At 38.7% G+C, this 26,157-nt stretch carries 20 protein-coding genes and 1 pseudogene; 16 read left to right on the top strand and 5 right to left on the bottom strand.

The genetic code is table 11. From position 1 onward, the window contains the following. Positions 1 to 68: 68 nt before the first annotated feature. Positions 69 to 950, top strand: a complete 882-nt coding sequence (locus ACHUFV_RS17310) for a helix-turn-helix domain-containing protein (protein ID WP_394236311.1) — start codon at positions 69 to 71, stop codon at positions 948 to 950. A 3-nt stretch (positions 951 to 953) separates the two neighbouring features. On the opposite strand, the gene iolG is transcribed toward ACHUFV_RS17310, so the two are convergent. Continuing rightward, positions 954 to 1,976, bottom strand: a complete 1,023-nt coding sequence (gene iolG, locus ACHUFV_RS17305) for an inositol 2-dehydrogenase (protein ID WP_394236309.1) — start codon at positions 1,974 to 1,976, stop codon at positions 954 to 956. Between the two features lie 247 nt (positions 1,977 to 2,223). On the opposite strand from iolG, the gene ACHUFV_RS17300 reads away from it, so the two are divergent. Further along, positions 2,224 to 3,720, top strand: coding sequence for a replication initiator protein A (locus tag ACHUFV_RS17300; protein ID WP_394236307.1), 1,497 nt, complete (start codon positions 2,224 to 2,226; stop codon positions 3,718 to 3,720). A gap of 26 nt (positions 3,721 to 3,746) precedes the next feature. Next, entirely contained in the window at positions 3,747 to 4,586 is an 840-nt protein-coding gene (locus tag ACHUFV_RS17295) for an ATP-binding protein (protein WP_394236305.1), read from the top strand. Between the two features lie 52 nt (positions 4,587 to 4,638). On the opposite strand, the gene ACHUFV_RS17290 is transcribed toward ACHUFV_RS17295, so the two are convergent. From ACHUFV_RS17290 to ACHUFV_RS17280, 3 genes are read right to left on the bottom strand one after another with little or no spacing between them, the layout of a single operon-like run. Further along, entirely contained in the window at positions 4,639 to 5,706 is a 1,068-nt protein-coding gene (locus tag ACHUFV_RS17290; protein WP_394236304.1) for a Ger(x)C family spore germination protein, read from the bottom strand. After that, complete coding sequence (locus tag ACHUFV_RS17285) at positions 5,703 to 6,767, bottom strand: GerAB/ArcD/ProY family transporter (protein ID WP_394236302.1); 1,065 nt, start codon at positions 6,765 to 6,767, stop codon at positions 5,703 to 5,705. The genes ACHUFV_RS17290 and ACHUFV_RS17285 overlap by 4 nt, the downstream gene beginning before the upstream one ends. Before the next feature lie 48 nt (positions 6,768 to 6,815). Then, complete coding sequence (locus ACHUFV_RS17280; RefSeq protein ID WP_394236300.1) at positions 6,816 to 8,360, bottom strand: spore germination protein; 1,545 nt, start codon at positions 8,358 to 8,360, stop codon at positions 6,816 to 6,818. Positions 8,361 to 8,594: 234 nt separating this feature from the next. Between ACHUFV_RS17280 and ACHUFV_RS17275 the strand changes: the two genes are divergently transcribed. The 12 genes from ACHUFV_RS17275 to ACHUFV_RS17220 all read left to right on the top strand — a co-directional run bounded on the left by ACHUFV_RS17275 (position 8,595) and on the right by ACHUFV_RS17220 (position 23,562). Beyond that, on the top strand, positions 8,595 to 8,873 hold the full coding sequence (locus ACHUFV_RS17275; protein WP_394236572.1) for a DUF3658 domain-containing protein: 279 nt from the start codon (positions 8,595 to 8,597) through the stop codon (positions 8,871 to 8,873). A 396-nt stretch (positions 8,874 to 9,269) separates the two neighbouring features. Next, positions 9,270 to 11,207 carry a TRAP transporter permease gene (locus ACHUFV_RS17270; protein WP_394236299.1) on the top strand — a complete coding sequence of 646 codons (1,938 nt, stop codon included), beginning with the start codon at positions 9,270 to 9,272 and terminating at the stop codon, positions 11,205 to 11,207. Between the two features lie 71 nt (positions 11,208 to 11,278). Continuing rightward, entirely contained in the window at positions 11,279 to 12,289 is a 1,011-nt protein-coding gene (locus tag ACHUFV_RS17265; protein WP_394236297.1) for a TAXI family TRAP transporter solute-binding subunit, read from the top strand. Between the two features lie 144 nt (positions 12,290 to 12,433). Then, on the top strand, positions 12,434 to 13,381 hold the full coding sequence (locus ACHUFV_RS17260; RefSeq protein WP_394236295.1) for a DMT family transporter: 948 nt from the start codon (positions 12,434 to 12,436) through the stop codon (positions 13,379 to 13,381). A 197-nt stretch (positions 13,382 to 13,578) separates the two neighbouring features. Next, positions 13,579 to 14,835, top strand: a complete 1,257-nt coding sequence (locus tag ACHUFV_RS17255) for a Rieske 2Fe-2S domain-containing protein (RefSeq protein ID WP_394236293.1) — start codon at positions 13,579 to 13,581, stop codon at positions 14,833 to 14,835. A 199-nt stretch (positions 14,836 to 15,034) separates the two neighbouring features. Further along, the gene (locus ACHUFV_RS17250; RefSeq protein ID WP_394236291.1) at positions 15,035 to 15,172 is read left to right on the top strand and encodes a hypothetical protein; all 138 of its coding nucleotides are present in this window, start codon (positions 15,035 to 15,037) and stop codon (positions 15,170 to 15,172) included. A gap of 15 nt (positions 15,173 to 15,187) precedes the next feature. Then, on the top strand, positions 15,188 to 15,916 hold the full coding sequence (phtC, locus tag ACHUFV_RS17245; protein WP_394236289.1) for a 3,4-dihydroxyphthalate decarboxylase: 729 nt from the start codon (positions 15,188 to 15,190) through the stop codon (positions 15,914 to 15,916). A gap of 24 nt (positions 15,917 to 15,940) precedes the next feature. Continuing rightward, on the top strand, positions 15,941 to 17,149 hold the full coding sequence (locus tag ACHUFV_RS17240) for a Gfo/Idh/MocA family protein (RefSeq protein ID WP_394236288.1): 1,209 nt from the start codon (positions 15,941 to 15,943) through the stop codon (positions 17,147 to 17,149). A 14-nt stretch (positions 17,150 to 17,163) separates the two neighbouring features. Next, positions 17,164 to 18,846 carry a thiamine pyrophosphate-binding protein gene (locus ACHUFV_RS17235; protein WP_394236286.1) on the top strand — a complete coding sequence of 561 codons (1,683 nt, stop codon included), beginning with the start codon at positions 17,164 to 17,166 and terminating at the stop codon, positions 18,844 to 18,846. 178 nt (positions 18,847 to 19,024) lie between these two features. Continuing rightward, on the top strand, positions 19,025 to 20,533 hold the full coding sequence (locus tag ACHUFV_RS17230) for an aldehyde dehydrogenase family protein (protein ID WP_394236285.1): 1,509 nt from the start codon (positions 19,025 to 19,027) through the stop codon (positions 20,531 to 20,533). A gap of 520 nt (positions 20,534 to 21,053) precedes the next feature. Continuing rightward, the gene (locus ACHUFV_RS17225) at positions 21,054 to 22,334 is read left to right on the top strand and encodes an SLC13 family permease (protein WP_394236283.1); all 1,281 of its coding nucleotides are present in this window, start codon (positions 21,054 to 21,056) and stop codon (positions 22,332 to 22,334) included. Between the two features lie 379 nt (positions 22,335 to 22,713). Continuing rightward, complete coding sequence (locus ACHUFV_RS17220; protein WP_394236281.1) at positions 22,714 to 23,562, top strand: DODA-type extradiol aromatic ring-opening family dioxygenase; 849 nt, start codon at positions 22,714 to 22,716, stop codon at positions 23,560 to 23,562. A gap of 73 nt (positions 23,563 to 23,635) precedes the next feature. Here ACHUFV_RS17220 and ACHUFV_RS17215 read toward each other — a convergent pair whose 3' ends face one another. Then, complete coding sequence (locus tag ACHUFV_RS17215) at positions 23,636 to 24,571, bottom strand: LysR family transcriptional regulator (RefSeq protein ID WP_394236279.1); 936 nt, start codon at positions 24,569 to 24,571, stop codon at positions 23,636 to 23,638. An 829-nt stretch (positions 24,572 to 25,400) separates the two neighbouring features. On the opposite strand from ACHUFV_RS17215, the pseudogene ACHUFV_RS17210 reads away from it, so the two are divergent. After that, positions 25,401 to 26,157 (top strand): annotated as a pseudogene (locus ACHUFV_RS17210) (hypothetical protein); the annotation flags it as partial.

The following is a 26,157-nucleotide window of genomic DNA, read 5'->3' as shown; positions in this document are numbered from 1 at the left end:
AATTTCCTCCTAAAATTGCATTATAATAATCTATTATGTTAACCGGCAGCCAGAAAGGGAGGTCACCGATGATTCCTTATTTTTCTTTCAAATGTAATGATAAGAGTGCAATTGCCTTGGAACTTTTCTCTACAGTGGAATCGGTTCCCGTACACCGTCACGAATTTCAGGAATTTGTCCTGATTACAAAGGGTTCCTGCATTCATCGATATAAAGATATCTCCATGCCCTTGATTCCGGGGGATGTGTTTCTTATCCCGTCGCATCAGGAACATGCCTATACCATTGAAACTCCTGTAAGTATGTACAACTGTCAGTTTTATCCTGAAAAAATTGCAGATTGGTGGCATGGACAATTTGGTGGGCTGCTAAGCGACCTTACGGGTCCAGAAGACAGCAGCCCCATTTCACCTGCCGATTTGAACCGGCAGAACATCATCCACCTGTCCGTTGAAGACGCTGAACGGGTCCAGACGATGTTGGAAATCATGCGTCAAGAACAAACGGAGCAGGGTTTTGCTTACGAGCAGGTCAAACAGGATTACTTAAATCTGATTCTCATTATTATTTCTCGTGCACGACTGCGCCAGTTTGCTGCTTCTCCCGGGCTTGAGAATCCACGTGCTGAAATGATTGCAGCTGCACAAAGGTTTATTGAGGATAACCTTGCGGAGCCGATAGATTTTTCAGCTTACGCACGTACTCATAATATTAGTCCTGGTTATTTTCGGACGATCTTTAAGTCTTCGACAGGACTTCCTCCGGTCGAATACCTCAACCGCTTGCGCATTGTCCGTGCGATTGAATATTTGAAGGACGAGACGCTTTCTATGAATGACGTATCGGCCGCTGTAGGAATCTACGACGCCAATTATTTCTCGCGGCTGTTTCGAAAAATCATTGGCTTTTCACCGCGTGAATTTCGAAAACAAGCTTATAAAGAGTCATAATAATTATTCCTCGATTTCAGATAGCTTGACAGAGCGTCCTTCATCAAGTGAGCGCTTGGCAGCCTTTGCGATTAAGACAGGCATTAACCCATCGTTACCTGTCACCGGTGTTTCCGTATCATTCAGAATCGCTTTGACGAATGCCTGTGTCTCAGCAACAAACGCATGGTTATAACGTTCCAGGAAGAACCATTGGGGTTTAGCTGAGGTGACACCTTCAGGCGTGCTAATGAAGGCTGTGTTGTCCAAATCATTGGAAACCTGCACACAGCCTCCCGCACAATGTACCTCCGTACGCTGATCGTATCCGTAACCTGCCCGGCGGCTGTTATCTATGACTCCGATTGCACCGTTTGCAAATTTCAGCATGACAATGGCCGTATCCACATCGTCATACTCTTTGAAATTTACGTCGATGAGTACTTCTCCGTAAGCAGTTACTTCAGTGACCTCACTGCCTGACAGATAACGTACCATATCAAAGTCATGGATCATCATGTCCATGAAGAGACCTCCGGATGTCTTCACATATTCCATCGGAGGCTGCTCGGGGTCACGGGAAGTTACCTTCACGATATGTGGTTTACCAAGCTTGCCTGAAGCCACTGTGTCACGCACCATCTTGTGGTTATGGTCAAAACGTCGTACAAACCCGACCTGCAGCTTCACTCCCGCCTTTTCAACGGCATTCAGTGCATCAAGGATGCGTGCTACATCATAATGAATCGGCTTTTCACAGAATATATGCTTGCCTGCCTCTGCAGCCTGAATGATGTAATCGGCATGGGTGTCAGTTGCTGAACAAATGAATACAGCATCAATTGAAGAATCTGAGAAAATCTCCTCAGCATTTTTATAGCACTTTTCAACACCTAGACTTTTTGCCCATTCAGTGATGGTATCGTTAAGAAATGGATCGGCAATGGAAACTAATTCTGCTTCCGGAACTAACCTAACAAGGTTATCCCCGTGTAATTTGCCGATTCTACCTGCACCAATCAATCCAATTCGTATTTTTTTATTCATAAATATTTCTCCTTATGTATGAGTTATGCTTTACGCTTACAAATATAGCACACGACAGATTGTACAAATAGAAGAAAACAATTGGATTTTAGCACAATACGTATATTGTTCTTTGAATCCTCCAGTAAAGAAATCAAGGTAGTCAATAAAACCGAATAAGAGTGCTATAATATATACACATGCCTTTTAAGTAAATGGTTGCTTTTATAAAGCAAAAATAGTATAAATCGTTTGGAATGGTGATTGAGTGAATTACTTTATTAAACAGGATTTATTTGAAGAGGATTTTTTACAAATCCCAAAGAGCTTGTTGTTACATACTAAATATAAGAATTTATCCGCCGATGCAAAGGTGATTTGGTCGATTCTGTATGAAACGCAAATTTTCTTTTATCGTGCAGGCTGGGTTGATCATGACACGGGGAGAGTGTATTGCTACCATCCACAAAGATTCATAGCAGAATTGGATATATGTGAGAGCTTTCTTATTATTGATTATTTAAAAGAACTTCATCAATTTAAATTACTCGAAGCGGAGAAAAGTGAAGTACCAAAATTATGGAAGTATTACTTAATTAAACCAGATTCCAATAACCTTAAGATGTATTGGAAAATAAATGAAAAGCAAGAAGAGTTATCTCAAAAACTGAATCACTATGTGACGACGTATATCGAAAGAACGAAAGAAGAGACTGAGGACGTCATGACTCCTGAGGTCATACGAAAATATAATGGCGATCTCTTAAAGGAATTTATCAAGAAGCATCAGCTTGAGCACGATGAATTAGTTAGTGAGCTCTATAATGAGTGCATTATGAAAAATCCGAAAAATAAGCTGTCGATGGAATATATTAGTGAAGCGTACCAGAACATTGTGAATGCTGGTAATATAGTTGAAGGAGCACGAAAGACAAGGCAGACTGAAGAAGATAAATTTTTGAATCAGAGAAGACAGGCGCTTTCCTATATGAAGAATACGCAAAAAGTTTTTGCTTTTGATAGTAATAGTAATTTTAATGATGATACATTATTGTTATTTTATAAGCATTTTGATTTAGCGATAGAACTTCATAATCGGAACGTGCTGTCACTGCCACTTTTATCCAGCTTGAAAATTAAATACCGCTTATCTTCTGAAACATTTAATGTTTTATTGGACCAAGCCTTTACACTATATGATAATCAGGCAGAGGAGTTAATCCAATTCCATGTTTTCTTTGAAAAAATACTAGAGAACCAATCTATTTTTGAAAGAGAAGCGAAACTAAAGGATGAAATTTCCACTAAATTATTGGGGCTGCCCGAGCATTTACGTGATTTTGTCTATCATGAATTAAAGAAAAACCTCGAACATTTTCCATCACGTTATGAGTTAGTTGTCAATAATTTACGGGTTATTAATACGGTATATCAGGAATTTGACGGAACTATTTCTGATACCATTTTTGAAAAAGCATTCCGGAGATTATTTATGCAAGAGGAAATTTATAGTGTGAACGCCTACTTTAAAAATGCTATTAAGTGGATTTCGGAGGAAGGAAACAAGCCAAAAAAAGAGGGAAAAGTAACGGTTGTTGAAGAAGAAGTAATAGAAAAACCGGTGGATAAAGAGGAATGGCTTTCAAAGGTTGTAAATATACGGGATACAGAGGGTTCGGTTGATAAAATGTCAGCAAAGGAAAAAGAAGAGTATTTCAAGAGAGCAGAAGAGTTAAAAAAACAGCTAGAAGAATTAGACTTCTAAATAAAAGAATTAGAGGTGTGGGATAATTGAAAAGTCTAAAAGACCTATTAAATGATGGGTATGGCCACACAAGATTCAGTCAAAGAATTTTGGAGACAAAGCTATGCCCGCATGGAAACGAAACACTTGAACTAAGAGAAACAACCAAAATCGCCAAGGATGGCACAAAGACGGTCCATACACAATGGACTGAATGTCTATGTGATATCGCCAAAGAAGCACAAAATAAATATCTTGAAATAAAAGTGCAGAAATATGACAAGTATACGACCCAAAACCCAGACTTAGAGCATGCAACGTTGAAGAATTTTGATTATGGACAAGACCAATCCCAATTCGAGGCATTAAAGAAATCCATTGAGTATGTCAGTAACTTCGATCCGAAAAAGGGTATGAAGCTCTATTTTTATGGTGATGTCGGTGTAGGAAAAAGTCACTTGGCCATGGGAATCCATAAGGAAATTAGAAAAAAAGGATTTACTTCGATCTATTTGGAAATGGACAAGATCATGCGCATCATCAAGGATACATGGTCAAAGAAAAGTGATGAAACTGAAAGTGAGTTTTTAAATGTTCTTCAGGATGTAGAGCTGTTAATCATTGATGATTTAGGTGCGGAGTTCAATAATCAATGGGTACAGGAACGCCTGTTTTCTATTCTAAATAGCCGGATGGGGAAATGTACTATTTTTACGAGCAACATCGATCCGCTGGATTTAGATAAAACCTATACATCCAGAATTGTGGACCGGATATTTGATAGGGTGTCATTTGATGAATGCATTAAGATTGAGGTGAGTACCAGCTATCGCCGGAAACAGCTCATGCAGCAGCTGCTTGATGCAAAGAAGAAGCAGGAAGAATAAGTGCAAAAAAGGTGCCAGGCACCATCCATTTTCTGGATGGTGCCTGGCACTTTTACTTGATAACTCCAATCTGAACAATCTCAACATCTGCGGTAATGTTAAATTGAGCACTTTTATATTTCTCTTGCCATTTTTTAAAATCAAAATTACGCGTTCTTGTTTGAGCAATGCGGCCAAAGCCAACGGGGTCGATTTCTTTCCTTTGAAAATCTTCGATCATTGTGGTGCATTCCTCGACAATTTGTTTTTCTAATTGTTTTTCAAGATCTTCTACTTCACTCTTCTTTAGGTTCCCGCCTTGATGCTCGGTAAGAAATCCTTTTATTTTTAAATGCACGCCAAATTTGTAAGGATTCCTATTTAGTATTTTAATCTTATGCTTAGAGCTAATACTTTTGACACTGGCGTCACCATGCTTTTCTTTTACCATGACTGAACCCTGTGTATGTTTATCAACGAGGAGCTTAAAGTAGAACATTTTATTCTCATGGAGAATGTCGACAAGCTTTTCATCTTTAAAAAGAGCGATTCCTATTATACTAACTAAATCATTCTTTGTTTTCTTCAGCATAGGTAAATAAGCATCCTTCCCTTCCTCGTAAAAGTCAGCTAAAAAGAAATGGAGATTTGTTAAAGGTAAATTATGTACTTTCATATTCTGTTCTAATAGCTGTCTTAGGTACTCATGATTCCCGCGATCACCATAATTCCCCTTAAAAATCTCATCTACTTTCCCATCTACTACAGCTAAATTCAGCCTTGCGCCGATGGTCGGATCACGTAGAAAAACATCAAGTACTTGGATGATCCCCTCCCGTGCTAAGTCTTCCCCAAAAAAAGCGACATCCAGGCTTCCACCGACAATCGGTTGGGATGCTGTTTTCTGCATTTCGGATACCAAGTCCCTCGGGATTTTTCCCTTGGCAGTAAAGGTAAAATTACCAATGGACTTGTCAGCCTTAAATACGGGTATCATGATACTTCCATATAATTGTCCATCACTCTTTTCAATACCGAAGCCGGTTGCGATATTTACATCATCAATGACTCTTTTTTGGACGTTTCCAACCAAGAACAAACTACATAAGCATAGAATGATGATGAAGCGAAACTTCTTCACTTTGCTTTCACCTTCTTTTTAATGAGCAGTCCTAAGTAGAGAATAGGAGTATAAAAATAAGCTAATGCAAGGCCAGCTTTTGAATGTAAATCAAAAAGGATATTCATCCGATCCCTTGATTGTAGCAGTGATACGAAAATTACACACACACATGCTATAACAATGACTGCTTTTCGTTGATTGAAATGATACACTCGTTTCGCTACCCGGCTGGCACACCATAAGGCAATCGCGACATTTGGGAGCATGATGAGCGCCCAATTCGCAATTCCTAAATACTCAAATCTTTCAATAAATGGCAGTCGAACAATTTTCCACATCTCTAATGTGGGCCAAATGGATCTTTCGAGCAAACCTTCAGGGAAATAAGCAAAAGTGACGACCGCCAAAGCGGTATAAATAAAGGTAGTTCCTAAAATCCCGATATGAACCCACTTTTTTGACTGCTTCGGGTTCTTTATGAAAGGGTAAAAGAATAATAAAATGCCATAGCCCAGAAAGGAAAAAATCATATTGTACCCACTTTTTACTAATTCCATTGGAGTATGGTCTAATACAGGGAGCAAATTTGAAAAATGTCCATATTTTAAGGGAATTAAAAAGGACAACGCCAAATAGGAGGGAATGACAAGTCCTAAAAAGGAAATTCCTGCAACTGTTCTGAACCCGCCATAAACAATATAAATCCCTAATAGTAAATAGATGGCAGCAAACACAAATGGGTTTAAATCATTAAACATCCATGTGCGAATGATTTCAATTAGACCGCCCAGTGATCCAAGACAATAGATGATATAATAGAAAATGAACAGAGTATTGACACTGTTGCCAATGACTTTTCCAAATAAATAGACATTGGCATATAGGACATCGCCCTCAACCGTTTCGCAAATTCTATACATCATCCATACAAGGAGATGGACGGTAAGTCCTGCACCAATAATGGAAATCCAGGCATCATGTCCAGCATCCTTTACAAGGACTTGTTGGTAACTTAGGACACCCATGCCTGTTTGCATGGCAACAATTGCATAGGCTGCCATATACGGTGAGATTTTCATTCTTTCTTGAACGGATCCCTGCAACATTCCTTTCACCCCTTTCCGAAATCATTCATCAATATCTTTCTTACTTGATGCCTTTTCTTTACTAAACCGGTTAGAATCATCGGTTCTCAAGAATTGTGGACGATTCGCTTGACTTTTAAATGGAAGTCGAAACAGGGCATCCCTAAAGTCACTCAATCTTAATGGAAATATTGGTTCCATAAAAGGAAATCCCAAAGAGGTAAGGCGCAGTAAATGGATAAGTAAAAAACATAACGCGATCGTGATCCCAAGTAATCCCCATTTTTCGGCCATTAAAAGGAATGGGAAACGCAATAACCGGATCGTGTTACTCATCTGATAGACAGGTGTTGTAAAGGACGCCAAGGCTGAAAGCGCGATAAAAATTAATAGAACATTACTTGTAAGTCCAGCTTCAACGGATGCTGTTCCGATGACAATACCGCCCACGATACCGATTGTTTGTCCGACCTTGGTAGGCAGCCGTGCTCCTGCTTCCCTTAGCAGTTCAATGGTTATTTCTAAAAACAATGCTTCCAGAATAGGAGGGAAAGGGACAACCCGTCTTGAGATAATTAATGTACTTAATAAGTCCTTTGGGATTAATTCATAGTGATAACTAGTTAAAGCAACATACATAGGTGTAATCATAATCGAAAATATGACCGCAAATAGACGAATCATCCTGATAAAGGAAGCGAGAATCCAGTTCAGGAAATAATCCTCGAAGGAGTTGAAAAACTCCGTCAATGAGGTTGGGCCGATTAATGCATGCGGCGAACCATCTACTAAAATCACAATTTTTCCTTCAGCCAGGCTGGCCGCGACACGGTCAGGCCTTTCCGTATCAAGCAGCTGTGGAAAAGGAGAATTCCCATTATCTGAGATAATCTGTGTAAAATAGGAGCTGTCAGCAATTTCATCCTTTTCGATATCGCCGATTCGCTGCTTGACGGTGTTAATAATTTCTTCGTTTGTAATCCCATCAATATATAGAACCATTACATTCGTTCTTGATAATTTACCGACAAGGAATTCTTCAGCTATTAGTTCCTTAACCGGTAAACGCCTTCTAATCATGTTCATGTTTTGCTCTATCGACTCGACAAAGGCTACCTTTGGACCCACAACGCTAAATTCAATTTCAGGGGACGTAACGGATCGGCCAACCTGTTTCTGTGAGGAGATGAAGGCAAACTCACTTGTATCTCCATCAATCGTCAGCATGATATAGCCTTCAAGCAGCATTTGTGGGATATCAGCTGTGTTGCTTGATACCATTACATCGGGAATGGGAAGAAGCTTTTTCACATCGTCTATTTTATAAAAGTCATCCCCAAGTAAATAGGGAAGGACATTGTCGTCCAGTACTTTATCGTCAACAAGTGTAGATATAAACGTAAAATAGAATTTTATTCCCGAATTCTGATTGAAATAAAAGGTTTTTTTATAATCATTTGATTTGGTGAGTTCCTTTTCCCAGTCATCAACATTCTGTTTTTCTTGTTTCGTACTTCCGTCACTTATGTGATCTTCTGATTGGTTTTTCTTCCGTTTGCTTATTCCGTTTTTGAAAAAATTAGCCATAGGTCCCACCATTTTGAAATGTTTTTGTTTATTTTCCCCAAAATTGTTAGGACTATCCGATAGAAATGTACAGTGCAATGAAATGTATTTTAATAAAGGTTTGGTGAAGAAGAAACTATGAAAAATGGCCTCTTATTCATTATTGGAAGCTAGGTAAGCAAGGATGTGAGAGAATAAATGTTATAATTATTTTAATTATTATGTACGGAAAGGTGATCCTTTGAGGTAGTACGGATTTGGGAGAATAAGAAAATTAAAGCCGTAAATGAAGATTATTTCGATCAACTAATGATTGCAACTGCCCAAAAACTACATAACAAGCAAGTGAAGCCTGATTTTATGAAATCAGCAAGATTAATTGGTGAAGTGTACGGTCACATAGACAATCATGTTGGGGATGCCTTTTTAGAATACAGACTCCGGCATTTACTATATAACGGAGTTTTTGAGATAAAGGGAATTCCAAAAGGTATGAGGTATTATCGTGTGAAACTAAAAGAATGTGGAAAATGACGAGAAACGCATCGTAATGCGAGGCTTCATGTTTCCAGCTACTTTTTATAAACGAAGTAAATAAACACACCAAAACTTTTGTAGTTGGTGTGTTTTTGTTTGCGAAATTGTTCAAGGGCATTTTATTTTATACATGTATCGTATCAGGAGCGCTTTTGTTTATATGTAATGTTAGGATGGGTGCTTTCTGTAAAATCTCTTGTCATTCAATGAATTTCAAATAAAAAGTTAAAGGTCATATATAATACTATATAGATAGTGTTAAATTCGTTATTTGTAATAGATATTATGTTGTCTTATAATTCAAATATATTAAGAATTTTCTTAATATTTTATCAATATCTAGGATTAATATTAAGAAAATTAACTATCATTTTATATTTAAGGAGGCTGTATATGAAAGGAATACTCGGATCATTGTTCAGTACTGGTTCTATCAGGGAGCCTGAGGGGTGGCTAAGAAAATTTTTGCTATTGCTGATTATTGGAATTACTATATTCCAATTCTATGTAATACTATTCTCGGCTATGGATCCATTCCTACATAATTCCATTTTTATTACTTTTATGTTAGCGATTACGTTTCTAGTATTTTCATTTAATGGAACAAAAAAGGGGAATAAGGTCCCGGTTTACGATATTGCCATTTCATTTGCACTTATCGGAGTTGGTGTATTTATGATCACTTATTCTGATCGTTTTCTTACCCGCTGGCCATTAGCAGATCCGTTAACCATGATGGAAATCATTGTTGGTTCGATCACGTTATTCATAGTATTTGAGGTAACGAGAAGAACATTGGGATTTGGAATGTTAGTGATTGTAAGCGTTTTAGTGCTATATGCATTTTTTGGTCATCTGATCCCAGGTACGTTTGGTCACGAACAGTACAATCTAATGCAATTTGTTGATCAAATGGTTTATACAGTTAATGGTGTTTATGGTTCAATTGCTAGTGTTGCAGCAACATATGTTTTCTTTTTTGTACTGTTTGGAAATTTATTTAATGCATCAGGTGGAGGGAACTTCTTCTATGCATTATCAAAGGCTTTAACTGGACGTGTTGCCGGAGGTCCGGCAAAGGTTGCTGTTATATCCAGCGGTTTGTATGGTTCTATTTCAGGAAGTCCAACGGCTGATGTTGCTACAACAGGTTCTTTTACAATCCCATCTATGAAAAAAGTCGGGTACTCTCCAGTTTATGCGGGTGCGATTGAAGCTACTGCTGCAACGGGAGGAAGTATCTTGCCGCCTGTAATGGGTTCTGCAGCTTTCCTAATGGCTGAAATGACAGGTATTTCTTATTCTACTATCGCGATGGCAGCCTTAATTCCAGGGTTATTATACTACTTAGCTATTTTTTGTCAGGTTCATTTCCAGGCAAAAAAGTTAAAAATGGCTGGTTATGATGATGAGACGGTACCAACGGTTATGGGTGTTATGAAGGAAATGGGTCAATTTATGATTCCGATTCTTGTCTTAGTTATCACACTTGAGCAAGGCTTAACACCTGTAATGGGTGCGATCCTAGCATCTGTAGCTACGATACTTGTTAGTTACTTTAAAAAAGAAACAAGATTAACGCCAAAGAAATTATTCCAAACGATGATTGAAACGACAACAAGAATCTCCCCATTAGTTGCTGTATGTGCCGCTGCAGGTGTAGTCGCTGGTATCATTCAAGTCACTGGTTTGGGAGGGAAATTCTCTAGTCTAATTCATGCAGCGTCCGGCGGAAGTATCTTTATGACCATGCTCGTCACAATGCTTGTGTGTATTATATTCGGAATGGGGATGCCTACTCCAGCTGCGTATGTATTAACAGCTGTTTTAGCTGCACCCATTATGATTGAAGTTGGAATTGACCTGATGCAAGCACATTTGTTTATTCTTTATTATGCATGTTTATCAGCTATCACACCTCCTGTCGCTGTAGCTGCGTATGCTGCTGCTGCCATAGCAGATGCAAATCCAATGAAAATAGGGTTTCTAGCCTGTCGATTAGGATTGGTTGCGTTCATCATTCCATTTATGTTTGTTTACGACCCATCCTTACTGTTAATTGGTTCGACTACTTCTATTGTCATTGCGATCATTACCGCCACAATTGGTGTCATCACGTTAGCAGCAGGATTAGAGGGGTGGTTTGGGGTAATGCTGAAAAAATGGGAACGATTGATCCTTATCGCTAGTGGCATTCTATTAATCTATCCAAATATTTTATCCAGCGTTATTGGATTAATTGGAGTTGGTTTAGTATTAGCTCCTAAAATTCCAGCGTTTGTCAAAGATTTTAAAGGTCAAAAGATACAACTTGAGCAAGCGGCTGAGTAAAAACACGATCTACTTCAGCACGAAACTACAGGCAGTGCTAAAAGATAGTCAACTAATAGGGGGAAAAATTAATGAAGAAACTTGTAAAGGGCTTAGCTATTTTATCAACTTCGATCATGTTGCTTGCAGGCTGCGGCGGAGAAAAAACAGAAAAAAGTACAGCACAGGAAAATGACAATGCTGCGATGAAAGTGACAATTGCCGGCGGTTCTGCAGGCGGCTTGTGGAGTACAATTGGGGAAGGAATTGGAGAAACTATTAAGAGAACAAACCCTGATACGACATTTACGTATCAGCCAGGACAGGATGGAGCAAATATCATGACCGTTATATCTGGACAAGCTGATTTTGGGATAGTCAGTGCTGCGGCAGCAAAATGGGCTTATAACGGGGAAGATCCCTATCCTAAAAAAATGGATAAAGTGAGAACAGTTGCATTCCTGCATCCAATGCCATATCATTTCAGCGTTAGTGAAGATTCAGGGATTAATTCCATTGAACAAATCGTAGATGAAAAACTACCGGCTATATTGGCTGTGAATACAAAAGATTCACCAATGGAAATCTCAAATCGAATTGTTTTTAATGCATATGGTTCTAGTTATGAGGAAATTGAAAAAAATGGAGGGAAAATCCAGTATACCGCGGTTTCAAAAGCGAATGATCAAATTAAAGATAATAAAATGGATGGTTCAGTTTCACCGCTTCCTACACCAGCGGGAAATCTTATGGAATTAAATTCAAGTAAGCCAATTAAAGTACTTCCGTTGTCTGAAACTGCGATCAAACATTTGGAAAAAGAATTACAAGCGAAGCCGTACACAATAAAGGCAGGCACGTATCCATTCGTAAAAGAAGATATTCCAACCGTGTCTATTGATACTATTTTAGTAACAAGTGCAGATGCATCCGAAGAAATGGTATACAATGTTACAAAGGCTATGTATGAAAACCTCGATTATCTATATACAGTACACAAATCATTTGAAGCAATGACAGCAGATACAATTGCTGATGTAACAGGAGCACCATTGCATCCTGGTGCAGAAAAATTTTATAAAGAAGTAGGTATTTTGAAATAAAATTTTTTAATGATTGAATGGAACTTGATTGGATGACAGTCAACATAACCGGTTGTCATCCATTCCTTTCCCTGATTCGAAAAATCCCTTTATTGTTAGAAAGGAGGAGAACAAGTTAAAAGGTAGTGAATAGGAGGAATAAATGTGGGGGAATTGTTAGCAATATTTGCCTTGGTTTTGTTTTCTAGCAATATTATCATTACCAAAATAGCTTCATCTCGGGTAAATATGAATCTAGGATTTCTCATTTCCGTAGGGATGAATATTTTATTTGGTTCCATATTGCTTGTTACTCAGCTATTATTTTTCAGTCAGGGTCATATCGAATGGAATACAAAAGGATTTCTACTATTTTTGCTGGGAGGGGTATTTAGTACTTATTTGGGACGCTGGTTTTTCTTCGAAACCATTGACAAACTTGGGCCGACAAGGGCAAGTGCCTTCCAAACCAGTAATCCGTTATTTACAACCATCATTGCCTGGTTATTTCTAGGTGAAGTATTACATTGGATTGATGTGTCAGCTATTGTTTTAATTCTTTTTGGATTGTTTTTAGTTTCCTATGTTCCGCAAGTTACTGGCAAACGGGAAGCTGCAGCAGGGCAGGAACAGATGGCAACTAAGAATCAACTGAAGCAGGTTGTATCGATCAAGTGGCTTATCCAATCTGGAATATTACTGGCTTTTCTGAGTTCTATGTCCTACGCACTTGGAAACATTGTCAGAGGGGTTGCTATTCAGAGCTGGCAAGAGCCTATTTTAGGCGGTGTCCTTGGGGCGTTTGCAGGTTTTATTTTACATACTGTTACAAATAAGCACACAAGGCATTTTTTCTTAGAGCTTAAGAAGGCGGATTCACTTGGCATTACGTTGTTTGCTATAAGCGGGTGTATTACCATCACTGCACAAATATTAGTTATTGCATCAATGCATTATATACCGATTTCAATTGCCAATCTCATAACACTTTCGACCCCGGTGCTGGTTACACCTGCCAGTTATTTTCTTTTCAAAAATCAGGAAAAGGTTACGGCTGTTACCTTTGCAGGAATTGTTCTTGTATTAAGTGGCATCTCTCTTGTAATTTTATAGTTTGGAAATTCTCGCACATTACGTTATAAGTTATTATATATAACTACCTATCAAAATACTAATTAGAATTATAACAATTTATAATTTATACTATAAATAAGTTAATAATACTAATAAATAGCAACAGAGAATCAATTTAATTTACAGAACATTTGATGTTTTCAAAAAAGTATCCATTAGAAATGAGGAGGATTACGATGTTAACTCAAGAACAAAACAAAGCTTTGACACAGGTTGGTGCTGGTACATCAATGGGAGAATTATTAAGAAGATATTGGCATCCGATTGCGATAAGTTCAGAGGTCGAAAAAGTTGGGACAACGAAAAAGGTAAAACTTCTTGGAGAAGATCTTGTCCTATTCCGAGATAAATCAAATAATTTGGGATTGGTCGGTGACAAATGTGCACATAGAGGAGTTTCACTTGAATACGGTTTTCCGACAGAATGTGGGATTCGCTGTCAATACCATGGCTGGTTATATGATCGCTTAGGTCAATGCACAGAACAGCCAAATGAACCGGAAACGAGTAATTTTAAAAATAAAATTAAAATTGCCGGGTATGAAGTAAAAGAATTGGGTGGATTAGTGTTTGCCTATATGGGACCTGCTCCAGCACCAGAGCTGCCAAAATGGGATTTATTTGTGAAGGATAATGTGATTCGTACAATTGGGTTCGCTGTTATTCCTTGTAACTGGCTTCAAATTATGGAAAACTCTTTAGATCCAACTCACTTAGAATGGCTTCATGGACATTATTTCGAGCACGTTTTTGAACAACAAGGAAGACCGCAAGATGAATGGAAAATCACGAAGCACCACTTGAAAATCGGCTTCGATGAATTTGATTGGGGAATTATAAAAAGACGCGTGCTAGAAGGTCAGACGGAAGAAAATGAAGATTGGGCAATCGGTCATCCAATCGTATTTCCGACGATGCTTCGTGTAGGTGACAGCGGAGCCCATTCGTTCCAGATCCGGGTTCCAATGGATGATGAAAGGACGTTACATTTTTGGTACACATGCTTTGTTCCGAAAGAAGGCGTTGAAGTACCGGAGAATTATCCAATTTCTTCTTACGAGTGCCCGATTACAGATGAAAATGGAAAGTATGTCGTTGATTATATTGACGGACAGGATATGATGGCATGGATTACTCAGGGACCTATAGCTGACCGTACAACGGAAAGATTAGGAACATCTGATAAAGGAATCATTATGTATCGACGAATGCTGCAAAGAGAATTGAAGAAAATGGAAAATGGGGAGGATCCAAAATGTGTCATTCGTGATCCTGAAATCAACAATAATATCGAGCTTCCTCAAGAAGAGAATAAGTTTAGTGAAGGCGGGTTATTATCCGGAGTAGCAAAAGACTGGAATACACGTTATGCCCCTAACCTGGATGAAATAATTGAAATTTGTAAAGGTGGGAAGGTTACTTCTAACCTATAAGAATGAGTGAAGAGGCTGTCCAATGGGGAGTTGTTAGACAAAACAATTCCATAGAGTATGAGATTAATTGGGAATTGTGGCTGTCAAACCCTTTATAGGACTGCCTTTTCTTATCTACTAAAGGAGTGGATCACCATTGGCTGTGAATGACGAATATACGATTAAACCCAAGTTTTGTCCCAATTGCGGAGAATCACTAATGAACCATAAAAGTCTATTAAATGAATACTGGGTGTCAGACGACATTGCTTATTTTTGCTATTGCAGTGAATGTTCTTGGACTGGGGAAATAGTCGAGATTAATCGCGTTATTGCACCAGAGCTGGCAAGCAGTTAAAAAGGAGGGGTATGAATGACAGAATCATTAGCAGAACTAAGAGAAAAGGTAGCACTTTCATGCAGAATTTTAGCAATGGAGGGCCTTGTTGATGAAACATTAGGTCATGTCAGTGCAAGGATTCCTGGTACAAATGAGATGTTAATTCGCTGCAGGGGTGAAGAGGAAAACGGTGTGCGTTACACGACTGTTGATGCGATTAGAAGAGTTGATTTTGATGGGAACGGTGAGGATCTCCAGGGAATCTACCAGGTTCCAAAAGAGTTATCCATACACGGAGAAATCATGAAAGCTAGACCGGACGTGGGTTGTGTGATTCATGCCCATCCTCCAGCTGCGTTAATCAGCGGTATTACAAATCTTCCATTACGGCCAATCTTTGGCGCGTTTAATATTCCTGCTATGCGGATGGCTTTAGAGGGTGTACCTGTTTTTCCAAGATCTTACCTTGTTACAAGGCCCGAATTAGCGGCACCTCTACTGGAAGAAATGGGAGATAAGCCTATATGTTTAATGAAAGGACATGGCATTACAGCAACAGGTGCAACGATTGAGGAAGCGACCATCAATGCCTTGAATTTTAATATATTAGCGAAAATCACATTGGAAGTGGCAAAAACCGGAAGGGAAGCTGAACCTATTTCTGAAGAAGATATTGCAGAACTCCCTGACCTTGGTACAAAGTTTAATGCAAAATGGGTATGGCGTTATTATGTGAAAAAGCTACAAGAAGCTGAAAAATAATTTAGCTTAAAAGGGGGATTGGAGATGCCTGTTCAAGATGGAATAGTCAATATTGGAATTGTAGGACTTGGAATTGCCGGTACATCGATGATTCCCGCGATCCTGGAGCATCCACATGTAAGATTAGCAGGAGTGGCTACTAGGAATAAAGAAAGATTGGCAAAGTTTGCTCAAGATTATCAGGCTGAAACCTATTTTACTATAGACGAATTATGTAAAAGTCAAACAATCGATGCGATTTATATAGCAACACCTACTGAATTTCATAAAGATCATGTAAAAATTGCTGCTGAAGCAAAAAAACATATTATTGTTGAAAAACCATTAGCCGTTACTCTTGAAGAGGCAGAAGAAATGATAAGTGCAGCAGAAGAAAACGGCGTCCAGCTGATTGTCGGTCATTCACATAGTTTCGAGCCTCCCATTCAGAAAATGAGAGAAATTATTGAAAGAGGGGAACTTGGCAGAGTAACGATGATTCACAATTGGTATTACAATGATTGGCTGTACCGTCCGCGAACACCTGAAGAGCTTCAAACAGAGCTTGGCGGCGGTGTAACGTACCGGCAGGGTGCCCACCAATTTGATATCATCAGACTACTAGGCGGAGGTAAAGTAAGAAGTGTCCGTGCTGTAACTGGGATAAATGATCCAGCAAGACCAACGGAAGGGAATCATACGGTCTTTTTAGAATTTGAAAATGGTATTGCCGCAACGGCTGTCTATAATGGCTATGATCATTTCCATACGACAGAATTGACCTTTGATATTGGGGAAGGCGGGCCGCTGCAAAAAGCTACCCAATATGCTGCATCCCGTAGAGCAATCAAAGCAGCCGTGTCGCAAAGTCAGGAGGCTGCAATAAAAGCGGAAGCAGGCTATGGTGGAAAACGGGCGAAGAATTATGATGGAGCGGAAAAACACCATCCTTTCTTCGGCTTAACGATTGTCAGCTGTGAAAAAGGTGTGATCCGTCAGCACCCGGACGGATTGCTTGTATACGGGGAAGATAAGAAATATGTGGTTCCGATTTCGAAAAAAGAAACGGGACGGTTAAATGTGCTGGAAGAGCTGTACCGGGCTGTTGTGAAACAGGAAAAGCCGGTCCATGACGGCCATTGGGCGAGAGCGAATTTAGAGGTATGTATTAAAGCACTGCAATCCTCAAAAGAAAGAAAAGAATTACTTTTACGATATCAAGTGCCTGTTGTTGATAAGGCTGCTGTTAATTAAAAGGAGATGACAGCTTGCATAATAAATGGAAGAAGGAGTGGAGAGATTCCATGAATGGAGCACAAGCGGTTATCGAGACGTTAAAACGGGAAGGGGTAAAGTACATTTTTGGTCTGCCCGGGACAACAATTATGCATTTACTGGATGCGTTATTTGATGAAGAAGAGATTCGTTATATTTCCGTTCGTCATGAACAGATAGCGGCCTTCATGGCAGACGGATTTGCAAGAGCAACAGGAGAAATTGGGGTATGCATGGCTTCAAGAGGTCCGGGAGCTGCCAATTTAACCATTGGAGTACATAATGCATATGCTGAGTCAGTTCCTGTATTGGCTTTGCTTGGACAGGTTTCCGAAAGTGTTTATTATAAAGATGCGTTTGAAGAAATGGATTTGGTTAAGTTTTTTGAACCAATCACGAAATGGTCAATGGAGATTCACCAAACAGAAAGGATTCCGGAATTGTTACAAAGGGGAGTAAAAACCGCCCTTTCTGGAAGACCAAGACCAGTTGCAGTCTCTTTACCGTTAGATGTTCAAATAAAAGAAGTGGCGGATTTTTCGTATCGGCCTATTTATCGGACAGATTCTCGTGTTGTCGATCTTCAAAGAATTCCAGTTGCAGCTAATTTACTAGAAATGGCAAAAAATCCAGTCATTTTAGCAGGTGGAGGAGTTGCCATTTCTAATGCAACAGAAGAGCTGGTACAATTGGCGGAACAACTTTCCACTCCTGTTGTGACTACTTGGAGAAAGCCTAATGTGTTTCCAAATGATCATGAACTCTATTTTGGAAATGTTGGGCCGGGATGCCCGCCTGTTTGCTGGGAAATGCTTGAAAAGGCAGACTTGGTGCTAGCAGTTGGTGTTCATTTTTCTGAATTCTCAACAAAAAGATGGACGACAATATCAGAGAATACCAAATTAATTCATATAGATGTAGATGAGGAGGAATTAGGGAAGATTTACGTCCCAGATGTTGGTCTTTTAGGTGATGCCCGGGAAACGATACGGAACATCATTGATCACCTGGGTCCAGTCAATGAAAAGATCCATAATCGTGAATTGTATCAAGGTCTCTATCCTAAGTATAATCATGAGACAACTTTACCTATCCCATCAAACGTTTCTCCAGTGGAATCTTCAGCTGTTATGACTGTCATTAATGAAATCGTAGAAGAGAAGAATCCTATCATTGTTGAGGATGCTGCAACGTTTGGACCTTGGCTGACTCGCTACGGAAAATTTCAACCTGGAGGTTTTTATGCAGCAGCAGGAGGGTCGATGGGCTGGGGATTCCCCGCAGCCATGGGAATTCAATTAGCAAACCCGGATCGAGTGGTTATCAATGTAACTGGTGATGGTGCATTTTGGATGGTTGCACAGGATCTAGAGACTGCTGTACGAGAAAATATACCTGTGATAAATCTCGTATTAAATAATTTTTGCTATGGGAATACCCGAGACCGGCAAAAGACGGCCCATAATGAAAGATATGTAGGCATTCACTATAACAATATCGATTTTGCCGCATATGCCGAATTATTAGGGGCCTATGGTGAAAGAGTGGAGACGTCTGAACAGCTGTATGGAGCCATAAATCGTGCGATTTCATCAGGAAAGCCGGCTATTATCGACGTGATCCAAGATCCGTTTGAAGGTCTCCCTCCTGGAGCGGTTCCTGCTGTTTCAAAATAGAGTATTTAGTAAAAGAAGTTCATTAACTAATAATCATAAACACCTCATTCTTGAATGCTAATAGGCAGAAGTACAAAGAGTGGGGTGTTTTTTTATGGCTTTAATAATACAAGAATAAAATTTGTTTTCTAAGACTTAATTGTTAATGGAGAACTAATTATTTTTAAGGAGGAAAAAAATGAGCAGTACTATGAATTCTACATATTCTACTGATTGGCATGCATTAAAAGAGAGGCTATTAAATCGCGAGTGGAAAATGTTGATTGGCGGTCAATTAGTCGGTTCCAAGAGCGGTACGACATATGAAACATATAGTCCATCAACTGGGGAACTTCTTGCTGATATTCCGTTTGCCCAAAAGGAAGATGTTGAATTAGCCGTTGAAGCTGCAAAGCAGGCTTTTGAGTCTTGGAAAAAGGTGCCTCCATTAGAGCGGGCAAAGAAATTAAAAGGGTTAATTGAAGAATTTAAAAAGCTTGCTGATGAGTATGCCGTCCTAGATGCCATAGATGGAGGAAACCCTGTTTCAGCGATGGTATCGGATGTTCAATTGGCAGCAGACATGATGGAATATACTGTTGGGTTAGTCACTGAATTAAAAGGAGAAACAATTCCATCAAGTGGTTCTAATTGGCATTTCACTAAAAGAGAACCGTATGGAGTGATTGGGAGGATTATTCCCTATAATCATCCGATTATGTTCGCAGCATCTAAGATTATTGCTCCGTTGATTGCAGGGAATACTGTTGTTTTAAAAGCGCCTGATCAATGCCCGCTTTCTTCATTATTATTTGCGGAACTATGCCAAGAGCTTTTACCAGCAGGCGTCGTCAATATTATAACAGGGGACGGAAGAACGACTGGTGATGAATTGGTACGGAACAAAGATATAAAACGAATTGCGTTAATAGGAAGTGTGGAAACGGGAAAAACGGTTTTAAAGTCGTCGGCAGAGGTTGGCATTAAGCACCTTTCTTTAGAACTGGGCGGAAAAAATGCGATGATTGTTTTCCCAGATGCCGACCTTTCTAAGGCAGTGGAAGGTGCTGTGCGCGGGATGAACTTTATGTGGTGTCAGGGACAATCTTGCGGATCCACTTCCCGTTTATTTTTACATGAAGATATTCATGACGAGTTTGTTTCAAAATTAATTAATAGAATAAAAGAATTAAAAATAGGTCTTCCAATTGAGCCGGAAACAGAAATGGGCTGCCTTGTTTCACAGGCTCAATATGATAAGGTGGTGCGTTACATTGAATTAGGTCAAGCAGAAGGTGCCGAATTGATTTATGGCGGCGGGAAACCAGAAGGAGACAAGTTTAAAGATGGATTCTTTGTCAATCCGACCGTATTTACCCATGTAACAGAGGAAATGAGTATCTTTACTGATGAAATCTTTGGTCCTGTACTATCGATTATCCGTTGGAAGGAAAAGGAGGACGTAATTAGACAGGCAAATATGCTTCCTTATGGACTCACTGCCTCGATATGGACGAATCATTTCCCTACAGCTATTGAAACTGTTGATCGGATTGAGGCTGGATTTGTGTGGGTGAATGGCAGTTCACGACATTTCATCGGTGTCCCATACCAAGGATATAAAAATAGCGGAATTGGTTCTGAAGAAGGACTGGAGGAAATCCTAAGCTATACTCAGGTAAAAACGGTTAATTTTATGGTTGAATGAGTTCAGTAGCATCCTTTTGTATTACCTAATTCAATAGCAGTAAAGTCAAGCTCACCTATTAACTTATGTCCTCGTTAATAGGTGAGCTTGACTTTTTTGATTTTAAACACTAAAGGAGTGGTTCATGTTACGTATGAAGCTGTTCGTGCTGTTTCTAATATGGATTATCTAAAAGAATGGAGGGTAGGTGTTTTATCTATTATCCCCTGCAACAAGTGTCAATTAGTCATGAAAATTGAATCCTTGTTGGAATTTAAATATATAAATATATAAAGAAATATTAATTGGATTTATGGTTCTTATCTAATATATAATAAATTACAGATTTATCACTATATTCATAATATTAACTTTATTAATGTAAATAATCATTCACAGGCTATTTAGGAGGATTGATATGTTACATCTAGCCTAACGATTTTAAGGAGGAATCCTGGCAAGAACAAAATGAAAGCGTTTTTTATGGCAGAAAAAGAATGATTCATGATCAACAGCACAAGAAAGTAAAGGAGTGAATTTTATGAGTATAGAAATCATTGCTATTCTAGTACTACTAGCAATATTCGTCATAGGGGCAATCTTACCAATCAATATTGGAGTTTTAGGACTCGCTGCTGCTTTTATCGTTGGGATACTGATTAGTGATCTTAGCTTGGAGGATGTGTATAGTGTATTTCCAGTGGAACTGTTTATTTTTATCGTGGGAATAACCTATATGTTTGCGATTATTCAAAAGAGTGGTGTCATTGATTTAATTGCAGATATGGGCTTGAAACTAGTAAATGGAAAACTCGTCCTAATACCGTGGCTTATGTTTATATTAAGTTCTGTTCTGGCCAGTGTTGGTACCTATGGAATTGCCGTGGTTACTTTATTAGGACCCATTGCGTTAAAAATTGCGCATAAATGTCAAATTAGCCCGCTCATGATTAGCATCATGATTATTATGGGGATGCAGGCTGGATCGTTCTCTCCATTAAATATTTTTGGTGTTATTGTAAACGGAGGCATGGAGACGAGAGGTCTGGAGCATTCTCCAGCACTTTTGCTGCTAAATTGTTTTATCTATTTTAGTATTGTAGCCTTAATCGCATTCCTACTATTTGGCGGACTTCGCTTAATAAAACGGGATTTAAACGGATTGCCATATGTAGCTTCGTTAGGAGTGCCAGCTAATGTATTACCAGAACAAAAAGAAGGTTTAAATCTATATAAAGTAATTTGCTTGGCGGCTATCGCAGCATTAGGAATTTTATCAATTGGGTTTGATATGAATCTTGGTTTTGCAGCGATTTTAGTGGGGCTTGTACTGGCCTTAATAGCTCCTAGTAAACAGGATGAAGTGCTGAAAGTAATGCCTTGGGGTGTTATTTTTCTAGTAACAGGGATAGTTACCTTTGTTGGAGTGATGGAAAAAATAGGGGTGATGAGATTCGTTACCGATATGATTGCGGACATGGGAAATCCAGTCTTAGCAACACTCGCCGTTTCTTACGTAGGAGGATTTGTTTCCGCTTTTGCATCAACAACTGGTTTCTTGGCTTCTGTTATTCCTATTGCAGAACCAGTTCTAATGGATCCTAATCTTTCATCCGTCAATGTAATATCAGCCATTTCGGCTTCGTCTAGTATCGTTGATTTAAGTCCGCTTTCTTCAGCAGGTGCCATTTTACTTGCCAATGTACAAGGGATAAAAGAAAGAGTATTTTTCAGACAGCTCATGATGACTACTGGCGTATTCATCGCCTTTGGTCCGGGATTAGCATGGCTTTTATTTGTGATAATAGGGATGCCTTGGTGACTATTGGGGTAAACGATTTAGAATGTTCAATAGGTAAACTCGATTGATCTTTTCATAGTCTGACTAGCATCATAAATAATTTTATATAGATATATATCATAAATCTTATTAGATTTATAGTAAGTGATGTTTTATAATATATAAATAAGTTGAAAGATATTTTATTACTTTGACATTAGTATTCAGTACGCAATTAATTAACTGAATATTAAACATATTTAAAATTTTAAAATAAATAGTCTGTAAAAAAGAAGTAGATTTATGTGAATTCAAGAACAAACCTTTGATACAGATTTGTAAAGGTACCAATGGGAGAATAGGATGTTAAACCAAATAAGTGTTTTAAATGATAAAGGAAATGAGATAGGGAGGATATGTCATGTCAATTGAATTAAGTGTTATTGCGCCACATGTACCAAGTATTTGCCACGAGGACCAAGCACCTGACTTTCAACAAGGAATTATAGATGGATTAAAGGAAGTTGCGAAGGAAATTTCGCAAATTGAAACGGATGCTATTGTATTAGTTTCTTGTCACTGGCCTTCCACCTTTGCACATTATGTTGATTGTTATCCTGTACATAAAGGGCTGCTTACCGCTCAAGAGGCTCCGGATTTGATTAAAGATGTTCCATACAATTATCCTGGTGATAGTGAACTGGCTAACCAATTAGTTCAAGCAGGCAAAGATGCCAATCTTTCAGTAGAAGGCGTGGATGACGAACATTTTGTTTGGGATTATGGCACAGTTGTTCCACTGCGTTATTTAGTTCCAAATGAAGATATTCCCGTAATTAATCTATCAGTAACGTTGGCTGCAAATCTAGAAGAAACATATAGATGGGGTCAAGTAATCGGGAAGGTATTACGTGAATCTGATAAAAAGATCGTTTTTGTAGCAAGTGGTGCCCTTGCCCATAATTTAGTCCGTGGAAGACATCATATGCCAACTTTTGCTGAACATGCAATGGATAAACAGTTTGTTGATTTCATTATGGATAAAGATTATCGTGCTGCTTATGATATGCTGCCACAGTTTTCAAGTATGGCAAAAGTTGAATCAGGCGGCAGACATTTAGCGATGTTGTTTGGTCTCCTTGATGAGGATTGGTCTCCAGTCTATTATGCAGCTGCTCAATCATCCGGCAGCTGGAACCCGCTCATTACGTTTTCTAAAACAAAGGTATCCGGTGGGAATGAACATTCAGAAGAAGAATATGTAAAGTAAAATAAAAACAGCTGATTGAGAGAATGATTCTTTCAAACAGCTGTTTTTATTTTTTCAGATTTACTAGTGAAATTTAGATCAACTGAAAGGTTTCAGCTACTGTTTCCAAAATAAAATTTTTAAAGGTATTAATAGTTGGCGTCAAATACACATCTTCTTTCATGATCATATAATTATTTATTTCAGGTTTATAGGTATCTGTTATGGATATTTCGATTAATTCTTCGTTGTTAAGTTCCCGTTCAACTGTCATACGGGGAAGAAAGCCGATTCCTAACTGGGAGATAACTGCCATTTTGATTGATTCAATTTCATCCAGTCGCAGAGAGATATTACATTCGTTTAGTTTGACCCCCAGTTTTTGCAGTTCGATCTCAATGATTTCACCATGGGCAGTTTTTGGCAGAGATCCAATTAATGGGGCTTTTCGTAAAATATCTTGAATCGATCCATTCCATTCAGCCCATTCAGAGCCTGTTGCACATACAAGTACCCAGTGATCTTTCTGGATTAGGTAGGTGACAAGTCCTGGAGGTGGAGTTTGTTCATTGGAAAACATCACAAAACCAACATTTATTTTCTCTTCTAAAACGTATTGGCAAATCTGTTTTGTATTATCATAGTGTGTTGTTACTTCTAGTTTTGGATATTTTTTCATGAAATTTAGAATGAGTGTTGGCAATAAGAATCGGCCGATGGGACGGTTACTACCAATGGCAATTTCACCGGCCTCCCCAGAAATTAATTCTTTTAAGGTAGAACGTAATTGCTTATCCAGGCTGAGCAGCTGGGAAGCATATTGATGAACGAGGACTCCGACTTCCGTTAGTTCAATATTATTCCCTTTCCGTACAAAAAGCTTAGCCCCGAATCTATTTTCTAACGATTTGATTTGCATACTTAAGGCTGGCTGTGTCATATGAAGAATTTGAGCAGCCTGTGTGTAACTTCCATACTCAACAACATAACAAAAGAGCTGGATTTGATGAAGGTTTACAGGTGTGTCCATAATTTAGCCCCACTTTTTATACGTATTAGAATTGATAAAGATATATGGAAACCTATATAACTTTGTAAATTTAGTTATATTTCTATTATATAGGAAGAAAAGAAGATATTTTAATAAATTTAAAATTTTTTGATAACAGGTATTTTAGTGCTTGCCTTAATCATTCAGCCAGTTCCAATCACCGTAGGCTCGGGTGGTATCGACTGGTGAAGAATGGTATTTGCCATACTCTCCTTATATAGGTGAAATATGCATTTTACCTGTAGTGGGTTTGAAATTAATCATTCCGATAGATGTAGAAAAAGACAATTGTGTTTCTATGTAAATATACATGGATACAATTGTCTTTTTGTTATTTTTAATAATTAATTAAGGCGTAGAAAGTATGCCGAATTTATATGAAACAAGATGGGAAGGAAATTTAATTGTTATATTCCTTTAATAGTTTTCATGTCTTGGATTTATATGTAAAGAAAGGTTAGGTAAAATGATTCCAAATTTTACGGGTAAAGGTAATCTATGGAGATATTGGTGGGAATAGGGTAAAAGCGTTGTTATTTTTTTAGAATAAAAGTCTTTCAGTCTTAATCATACAAATTTCATTTATTGCAAATTTCGATAATACAGTAAGGAAACCGTCATTTTTTTTAAATTAAGTAACACGGTATGGTAACAAAGCTTAGATATAGTAAGACAGGCAGGTGATGGTACTGCAGGAAAATTTGGGTAAAGTACATGCTCAAGTAAATAGGAGGTGCAGCGAGAAAAACGGATACTACCAAAAATCCATCCTATAGTAGAACAAAATACGGTTAGGAGAGATGAAGTAATGAATAAAAAACAGATGGAAACGAAGAGAACAAATAAAAAATTGGCAAGGAAAGTAGCTCCATTCGTGATGTCAACATCAATGATGGCTGCAACCTTTTTAGCTGCTGGTGCACCGATTTCTGCAGCAGAGCTTGAAAAAACAGACGTTAACCCAGAAGTAATTGAACAAGTGAAAAATCATGGTCAGGAAGTCTCTTCATTAGCAAAAAGTCTTCCAGGGTCTCCTGAAAAAGGTAAACTGGTTAGCGAGTTAGCCAAAAGTAAATCCGGCACAACGAATGGTGATACAGACGAACCTGTTAATATAGATGAAACTAATAATAATGAGCCGCAAAATGTTGATGATGATACTGTAGAAGGTGACGACGTAGATGCAGAGGAAGGAACAGAGCCGACAGTGGAAACACCGGAAGCACCGGCGACTGATGAGGTCCAAACAGATGACGGAACTGCAGAGGCTGATGAAGCAATAGCAGAGGAAGGAACAGAGCCGACAGTGGAAACACCGGAAGCACCGGCGACTGATGAGGTCCAAGCAGATGATGGAACTGCAGAAGCTGATGAAGCAATAGCAGTAGAAGCAGAGGAAGGAACAGAGCCGACAGTGGAAACACCGGAAGCACCGGCGACTGAAGAGGTCCAAGCAGATGATGGAACTGCAGAAGCTGATGAAGCAATAGCAGAGGAAGGAACAGAGCCGACAGTGGAAACACCGGAAGCACCGGCGACTGAAGAGGTCCAAGCAGATGATGGAA

Source organism: Niallia oryzisoli, from assembly GCF_043641075.1.
Taxonomy (GTDB): domain Bacteria; phylum Bacillota; class Bacilli; order Bacillales; family Cytobacillaceae; genus Bacillus_BD; species Bacillus_BD oryzisoli_A.
This window is presented reverse-complemented; position numbering and strand designations above follow the sequence as displayed.

Bases quoted from the DNA above. Each gene is read 5' to 3' on its own strand.
- ACHUFV_RS17310 (WP_394236311.1), top strand. From the start codon at position 69: ATGATTCCTTATTTTTCTTTCAAATGTAATGATAAGAGTGCAATTGCC.
- iolG (WP_394236309.1), bottom strand. From the start codon at position 1,976: ATGAATAAAAAAATACGAATTGGATTGATTGGTGCAGGTAGAATCGGC.
- ACHUFV_RS17285 (WP_394236302.1), bottom strand. From the start codon at position 6,767: ATGAAAATCTCACCGTATATGGCAGCCTATGCAATTGTTGCCATGCAA.
- ACHUFV_RS17280 (WP_394236300.1), bottom strand. From the start codon at position 8,360: ATGGCTAATTTTTTCAAAAACGGAATAAGCAAACGGAAGAAAAACCAA.
- ACHUFV_RS17270 (WP_394236299.1), top strand. From the start codon at position 9,270: ATGAAAGGAATACTCGGATCATTGTTCAGTACTGGTTCTATCAGGGAG.
- ACHUFV_RS17265 (WP_394236297.1), top strand. From the start codon at position 11,279: ATGAAGAAACTTGTAAAGGGCTTAGCTATTTTATCAACTTCGATCATG.
- ACHUFV_RS17255 (WP_394236293.1), top strand. From the start codon at position 13,579: ATGTTAACTCAAGAACAAAACAAAGCTTTGACACAGGTTGGTGCTGGT.
- ACHUFV_RS17250 (WP_394236291.1), top strand. From the start codon at position 15,035: ATGAACCATAAAAGTCTATTAAATGAATACTGGGTGTCAGACGACATT.
- phtC (WP_394236289.1), top strand. From the start codon at position 15,188: ATGACAGAATCATTAGCAGAACTAAGAGAAAAGGTAGCACTTTCATGC.
- ACHUFV_RS17240 (WP_394236288.1), top strand. From the start codon at position 15,941: ATGCCTGTTCAAGATGGAATAGTCAATATTGGAATTGTAGGACTTGGA.
- ACHUFV_RS17230 (WP_394236285.1), top strand. From the start codon at position 19,025: ATGAGCAGTACTATGAATTCTACATATTCTACTGATTGGCATGCATTA.
- ACHUFV_RS17225 (WP_394236283.1), top strand. From the start codon at position 21,054: ATGAGTATAGAAATCATTGCTATTCTAGTACTACTAGCAATATTCGTC.
- ACHUFV_RS17220 (WP_394236281.1), top strand. From the start codon at position 22,714: ATGTCAATTGAATTAAGTGTTATTGCGCCACATGTACCAAGTATTTGC.
- ACHUFV_RS17215 (WP_394236279.1), bottom strand. From the start codon at position 24,571: ATGGACACACCTGTAAACCTTCATCAAATCCAGCTCTTTTGTTATGTT.